Origin of the sequence: Paracoccus halophilus (assembly GCF_000763905.1) — a bacterium.
Lineage (GTDB): Bacteria > Pseudomonadota > Alphaproteobacteria > Rhodobacterales > Rhodobacteraceae > Paracoccus > Paracoccus halophilus.
In genome coordinates this window covers 1-6123 of the sequence record NZ_JRKN01000062.1, presented here as the reverse complement: position 1 = coordinate 6123, position 6123 = coordinate 1, and the positions used below count along the sequence as shown (strand labels likewise).

The following is a 6123-nucleotide window of genomic DNA, read 5'->3' as shown; positions in this document are numbered from 1 at the left end:
GCTGGCAAAGGATTGGGAGAAATCCATCGAGAGCGCAGAGGCATGGGTTCTCATCGCACATATCAGGCGCATGACCAGGGCAATCGCAACAGATTGAAATCATTCATCTCGTTTTGAATCTGGCTCTGAATCATGGAGGTATCCGGCAGTGGAACCGCGACTTTCAGATCGAACCGTCCGGGGCGCAGGATCGCCGGGTCGATGCGCGACGGGTCGTTGCAGGCGCCGACGACGATCACGCCCGGCTCGCGGGCGATCATGTCCATCTCGGCCAGGAATCCGTTGATCACCTGTCGGCGGTAACTGCTGCCATGCCGGTCGCCGTCCTCGCGCGAGCCGACCGCGTCGATCTCGTCGATGAACAGGATCGCCGGGGCCTGACGGCGCGCCTCGGTGAAACTCGCGCGCATCGCCCGCAACATATCGCCCAGGTGACCGGCCGCCTGCCATTCGGCGAACGAGCCCGTCACCAGGGCGATGCCGGCGGAATTGCCCATGGCGCGGGCGAGATGCGTCTTGCCGGTGCCGGGCGGGCCATAGAGCAGCAGCGAGCGCGACAGCTCGTTCCAGGTGACCCAGCCGGCCTGCCAGTTCTGCAGGTCGACCACCAGGCGGCGGGCGGTGCTGAGTGCCAGGCTGCCGCCGCGCATGGTCTCGAGCCGCGGGCCGTCAGTCACCGCCGGGGTGGTCAGCCGGGTCAGACGCGCGACCACGTCCTGCGCCTCCGGTGCGCGCAGGGCCAGCAGGAATGCGGTGGAGGTAAGCCCGGCCAGCAGCCGATCAGGTGGCAGGGCGGCATGGATCGCCTGTTCGTCACCAGGCAAGAGGCCATGGCTATGGGCCAGATGCGTGATCAGCACCGCGCGTGACAGCGGCGCGAGGCGCAGGAGACTGGCGAGTTCGTGCAGCGCCTCGGGCAGCAGGCCGGTATCGGGCAGCAGCAGGAGCAGCGGCAGGCCGTGGTTCAGCGCCTCCTCGATGGTCATCGGGAACTGCCGCCGGGCGCCGCGATCGTCGGAGCCGCTGCGGATCTCGGGGGCGAGCAGGATCAGTGTCTTGTCAGTGCCGCGCGTCACGCGCCGGGGATCGCTCTGCGCCTCGATGCCGGGCGGCAGGAAGGCCCCGGTGATGATACGACTGGCCGGTTCCAGCTCCTCGGGCGTCAGACCTTGGATCACGGTGATCGCCCCCGGCGCGCAGGCGGCCTCGCCTCCCAGCGTGGCCGCCAGCCGGATCGCCAGCGAGAGATCGCGCGGCGGCAGGGCCTCGGGCGGGCGGGGATTCTGCGCAGGCGCCGCACTTACGGACGTGATCGCTTCGCCGGCGGCCGGGGCCGCGGCGGGTAGCTCCGCGCTGGCGGCGGCGGAGCGAGCTGCGTTACCCGGATCATCGGGATCGGCATCGCTGCCGCCGAGCGCCGAAAGCGGGTTTGCTGCCAGGGCGCGATCACGGCGATGCGCCAGCAGCCTGTGGATGACCTGATCGGCGTAAGCGCGCCATGCGGGGATGAGATTATCCTGAGCGTTCATGAGAAAACCCCTTCAAGAATGAGGGTGACATGTGTTTGCGACCGCGCCCTCGGGGGGCGCCCGCTGGAGACGGATTGCGCTTGCGGGAGCAGATGGCAGCCTGCTGCCGGCTGCCGATCGCGGTGCGTTCGGGGATGCGGATCGCGATGGCCATGCGATCCGCATCAGGATCTGCCAGGCGATCTGAAATCAGATGCGATGGCCGTCCTGGCTGGGGGCAGCAGGACAGTCCGCCTTGCCATCTGCGTTGCACTCTGCGCCATGATCCGTGCCGCCATCCGCAGCCCGATCCGTGCCGCCATCCGCTTCCACAGCGTCGAGCAGCGCCATGACCACCGGCGTCAGGCTGGAATCATAGATCTCGGAGCGGACGCGGATCTTTCCCGCATAGCTGGCCGGATCGACCACCGCCTCGGGATGGGTCCGCAGCAGCTTTGCATGCAGGCGCTTCTCGATGCCGATCGCCGCGTGACCGCTGGCGAGCGGCACCAGGCGCAGGATCGCTGCCGGCATGCGGCGGTCGATCAGCAGCTGATGGACCAGCCGGCTCTCGGGATCGCGCGCATAGCCCAGTTTGACCAGCGCGCGCCCGTTCTCCAGCGTAAATCCCATCGCATAGAGATAGCTCGGCGCCGCTGCCCAGCCCGGACCGCAAGTGGCACAGTCGAACCGGCCCGTCTGCAGATTGGCCCGCGCCACCCGCTGCACATGCCCGCAGCCATGGTGATAGAGACGGTAGTTCGGATCGCCCTCGGGATCGGGGCCGAGCAGGATCCAGCCCCGCGCCCGCGCCTCGCTTGCCTCACGCGCGGCATGACAGGTCTCGCAGCGCAACCCGGTCGCGTCCGATGCCACCCGGCGGACGATCTCGTGCTGGCGGCGGATGACATGGCCGCAGCTTGAGCGGTAATGGCTGTAATGCCGATGATCCGGATCGCGCTGCAGATGGGTCAGCCCGGCGGCCCGGGCCTCGGCCTCAAGCCGCGCCAACTGGCAGGCGGGGCATTGCGGCCGCGCGCTCATCAGCGTGTAGATTCGGCTGGCGTGACTCTCGCCGCAAGTCTCGCAGCAGAGCGCCAGGTGATAGCGGTCGCGGATGCGGGCGGTGATGCGGAAACCCTTGCGCCTGGCCGCCGCCTGCCATTGCGGCTGGATGCGACCGGGATAAGGGGCGTGCTCTGCGGTGTGGTTCGCCCGGCTCTGGGCAAAGCTCGGCTGGAGGTTCGGGACAGGCGTATTCATGGCAGCTCTCCTGCGAGAAGGATGGGCATGCGGGCGCATCCGCCGGTCGTGACAGAACGGCGTGGCGCATGCGGGGCCAGCCGGCAGCCCGGCTGGCGATGTCTCGGGGATGGGGGATGCGCGATCTTCGGCGGATCGCCGCCCGGTCAGGCGCGGCTCAGATCCAGAGCCCGCGCGCGCCGGCGGGTTCGCATGCCGCGTCCCAGCCCTGCAGATCGAGCAGGATCAGCGCGTGCAGATGCCGATCGGCCTGGCCGATCAGCCCGGGGATGCGGCTGCCGAAACCATGCCGGGTCAGGCCGCAGAGCCGCAGGCCGTGCTGGAGTTGCAGGACGCCCCGGCGACACTCCGCGCCGGTCTCGGCGCTCGGAACCGCCCAGGCGGCCTCACCCATCTGCAGCAGCAAGGCATCATCGGGATGATACGCATCTGCGTCGCGCAGTTCGGCCAGGACTTGCATGAGATCGGCATGCGCCTCCTCGGAATCGGTCAGCCAGGGGCGAAAGGCCGGGTCCCAGCAATCGACCTCGCGCAGGTCGCGCTCGGCCGCGACATAATGCGCGAGCGCATCGTTCAGCTGCTCGAACAACGCGAGAACCGGGCTGGCATAGAGAGCGGCGAGAGGCAGGACTTCAGTCGCCCCATGGGGCGTGGTAGGCGTGAAAACAGCCATGGTGATCTCCGTCTTAGATCGTTGTGGTCAGAGCGAGGGTGAGGGGTAGGATCCTTGCCTTCGCTTGCAAATAATGACACCATAAAACAACAAAGTCAAACACGAAAGTGGTGTCATGTCTGAAAAAAAGAAAATCGGTCGACCAAGAGTCGATACGGAATCCATAAACTTGCGACTCCCCCGCGAGATGATCGAGGCCATAGACGACCGCCGCCGCGAGGAGCCCGACCTGCCGACCCGCCCCGAAATGATCCGGCGTCTGCTCATGACCGCCCTGAACCTCGAGGAGGACAACTGATCTGGCAGAAGGTTGTCTTTGCGATGAAGGCGACCCACCCTGTCGGCAATGGGCCTTCCGTCGTGGACAGGAAACCCAGTCCCTCCATGGATTGCCGAGTTGGATCAGACGTTCTTACGGTCAGGAAGGGATCATCCTGGAGTTATGGCCAGACCTTGCCGGACAGATCACATTACAAATTCCAGCGGCTTTCCTTCAGCAATGAGGCCTTCTCCCTTGCCTGCCCGATAAACCTCCCCGATCAGGGTCGCCCCATATTATCGCGCCGGATAAAATCCCGGCCGATATGATCGGGCAGTTGCGATCGACGCTGATTGCCCGCGCTCCGAGCTGCGCGCGATGCAGGGCCGCAGGCTCGGCCGCGGCGACGGCGAATGTCTGATCCTCCTGAAATCACGCGGATAAGTTTTTACCCGAAACGGAAAACGGACCCCGCCCGAGGCTTGGGCGCGGTCCGTTTGGCAGGCGGGATAAAAGCCGACCGACGCCTTGATCGTCCGGATCATCGGCCGACGACCGCAGGGATCGGAGCCATGATCCCCCACATTCACGGATGGCGCTTGCGATGCCGATCGGCATCCAGTCAGGGCTCAACCCTCCGTCCGGCGCTTGCCGCGACCTTTCTGTTTGCCGGCCTCCCGCGCGGGTCGACCGCAGATAGCTGCCTCGGGCGTGCTGGCGCTGATCGCCACCCCGCGGCTGCCCAGCTGCCCGGCGATATCCGCCAGGGAATAGCCCGCCGCCCGCGTCGCCCGGATCTCGGGCGCCAGCGCCACGACCGCGTCCCGCGCCGTCAATGCGGCGCGGCGTTTGGGCGGCAGCGCCCGAAACTCGCCGCGCAGCAGGTCAATCGTCTCGGGGGAAATGCTCATCTCGTCGGCTCCTCTGCATGTTGACCGACCCACATATTAGGCCCGATCCCGCCCCGCGCCACAAGCTTGTCGCCGCAATCCACAGGGAAATGGATGACGGGATCGGACGGCCAAATCCAAGTCGGGTTCAGCAGAAATCCTTCATGATGGCTCCGCAGATCAGACCGGTTCGATACCTGTGGATTACGCCAACACGCTTGTTTCGCGGCGCGAGTTGCCCCCTATAATTGGTGTCGGCAAGAAAAACCAACATGAGGCCGACAGATGACGATGATCTCCCAGAACCTGACTTCCGCTGCGCCAATCCCGGCGCCGCCCGTGCTGTCTGAACCGCGCTACGGCGACGACATCGCGCCGCAACCTGCAGGCGCACCGTCCCAGACAATCATCCATGGCGACAGCCTCACCGTCATGCGCAGCCTGCCGGATGCCAGCGTCGATGCCATCGTGACCAGCCCGCCGTATAATGTCGGGGTGAAATGTGGCACCTGTAACGACAACCTGCCGCGTGCCGACTACCTGACCTGGATGGCCGAGCATGCGACAGAGTTCGCGCGTCTTCTGCGCGAGGATGGAGCCGTGTTCCTCAATCTCGGCACATCCGCGAAGGACCCGTGGCTGGCCGATGATGTCATCCGTCTGTTCCGGCCCCACTTCACTCGCCAGAACGACGTCACCTGGGTCAAATCGATCGAAATCCGCGGCGAGACCTCCGGCCAGTTCCTCCCGATCAACAGCGACAGGCTTCTGAACCGGACGAACGAACAGATCTATCATCTCAGCAGAACCGGCCGGGTGCCGATCGATCGGCTGGCGATCGGCGTGCCCTATCAGGACAAATCGAATCTCGGCCGCTGGTACCACGCGACTGCGGACCGACGCTGCGGCGGCAATAGCTGGTTCATTCCCTATGAGCCGATCTGCGGAGCAAAGGGCAAGCATGGCCATCCGGCCATATTCCCGCTTGAGCTGCCGCGCCGCTGCCTGAAGCTGCACGGCAAGTCTGGCGGTCTGGTGCTCGACCCCTTCGCCGGGTCCGGCACAACCCTCGTCGCCGCCAGACAGCTCGGCTGGCGCGGAATCGGCATCGAGATCGATGAGACCTATGCCGAAACAGCCCGCAGAAGAATCGCGGAAGTCGAAAGGGCGTGAACGGAAATCTGGCGGCGGAGGTGCGATCCGCCGCCGCGAACATCCTGCCGGTGGAGCATCTCGCAAATGGCGGCGAGATGCCCAGCCACAATCTCAAATGACTATCCACTGAGCCCGGCCCGAACAACCTTTCAGGCCGCGACTATAGCTGGGATTCGGGGATTTTCCTGCCAAAGGATCGCTGCGACCAGCTGAAGGAACAGGGATAAAAGCGCGCTCAGATAGGCGAGTGTTGATTTCCGCTGAGAATTGACCCGGTATTTTCACCGAGAACTGACCCCCCCTTGTTTATGTCTCGGCGGTCATGTTGTGGTCAATGCAGGGGTCTCCTTTCTCTTTTTCTTTGCGGCCTCTGAG

The 6123-nt window shown here is 65.3% G+C and carries 6 protein-coding genes and 1 pseudogene; 3 read left to right on the top strand and 4 right to left on the bottom strand.

The window, feature by feature from the left end; genetic code table 11:
* Nucleotides 1-97: pseudogene (locus IT41_RS21090) on the top strand (IS5/IS1182 family transposase); the annotation flags it as partial.
* Here the strand turns inward: IT41_RS21090 and IT41_RS18725 are convergent.
* The 3 genes from IT41_RS18725 to IT41_RS18715 all read right to left on the bottom strand — a co-directional run bounded on the left by IT41_RS18725 (nucleotide 63) and on the right by IT41_RS18715 (nucleotide 3444).
* Nucleotides 63-1529 (bottom strand): ATP-binding protein, encoded by a 1467-nt coding sequence (locus IT41_RS18725; protein WP_052081794.1) that lies wholly within the window; start codon nucleotides 1527-1529, stop codon nucleotides 63-65. The pseudogene IT41_RS21090 and the gene IT41_RS18725 overlap by 35 nt on opposite strands.
* 189 nt (nucleotides 1530-1718) lie before the next feature.
* Nucleotides 1719-2771 carry a hypothetical protein gene (locus IT41_RS18720; protein ID WP_074948232.1) on the bottom strand — a complete coding sequence of 351 codons (1053 nt, stop codon included), beginning with the start codon at nucleotides 2769-2771 and terminating at the stop codon, nucleotides 1719-1721.
* A 157-nt stretch (nucleotides 2772-2928) separates the two neighbouring features.
* A complete protein-coding gene (locus IT41_RS18715) occupies nucleotides 2929-3444 on the bottom strand; it encodes an alpha/beta hydrolase family protein (RefSeq protein WP_139221792.1) in 516 nt (171 codons plus the stop codon).
* Nucleotides 3445-3613: 169 nt separating this feature from the next.
* Between IT41_RS18715 and IT41_RS21085 the strand changes: the two genes are divergently transcribed.
* A complete protein-coding gene (locus IT41_RS21085; RefSeq protein ID WP_231564838.1) occupies nucleotides 3614-3742 on the top strand; it encodes a hypothetical protein in 129 nt (42 codons plus the stop codon).
* A 590-nt stretch (nucleotides 3743-4332) separates the two neighbouring features.
* Here IT41_RS21085 and IT41_RS18710 read toward each other — a convergent pair.
* On the bottom strand, nucleotides 4333-4614 hold the full coding sequence (locus tag IT41_RS18710) for a hypothetical protein (RefSeq protein WP_036744205.1): 282 nt from the start codon (nucleotides 4612-4614) through the stop codon (nucleotides 4333-4335).
* Between the two features lie 264 nt (nucleotides 4615-4878).
* Between IT41_RS18710 and IT41_RS18705 the strand changes: the two genes are divergently transcribed.
* On the top strand, nucleotides 4879-5766 hold the full coding sequence (locus tag IT41_RS18705) for a DNA-methyltransferase (protein ID WP_052081793.1): 888 nt from the start codon (nucleotides 4879-4881) through the stop codon (nucleotides 5764-5766).
* Nucleotides 5767-6123 lie beyond the last annotated feature (357 nt).

Coding starts and splice junctions, on each gene's coding strand:
- IT41_RS18720 (WP_074948232.1), bottom strand. CDS start 2,771: ATGAATACGCCTGTCCCGAACCTCCAGCCGAGCTTTGCCCAGAGCCGG.
- IT41_RS18705 (WP_052081793.1), top strand. CDS start 4,879: ATGACGATGATCTCCCAGAACCTGACTTCCGCTGCGCCAATCCCGGCG.
- IT41_RS18715 (WP_139221792.1), bottom strand. CDS start 3,444: ATGGCTGTTTTCACGCCTACCACGCCCCATGGGGCGACTGAAGTCCTG.
- IT41_RS18710 (WP_036744205.1), bottom strand. CDS start 4,614: ATGAGCATTTCCCCCGAGACGATTGACCTGCTGCGCGGCGAGTTTCGG.
- IT41_RS18725 (WP_052081794.1), bottom strand. CDS start 1,529: ATGAACGCTCAGGATAATCTCATCCCCGCATGGCGCGCTTACGCCGAT.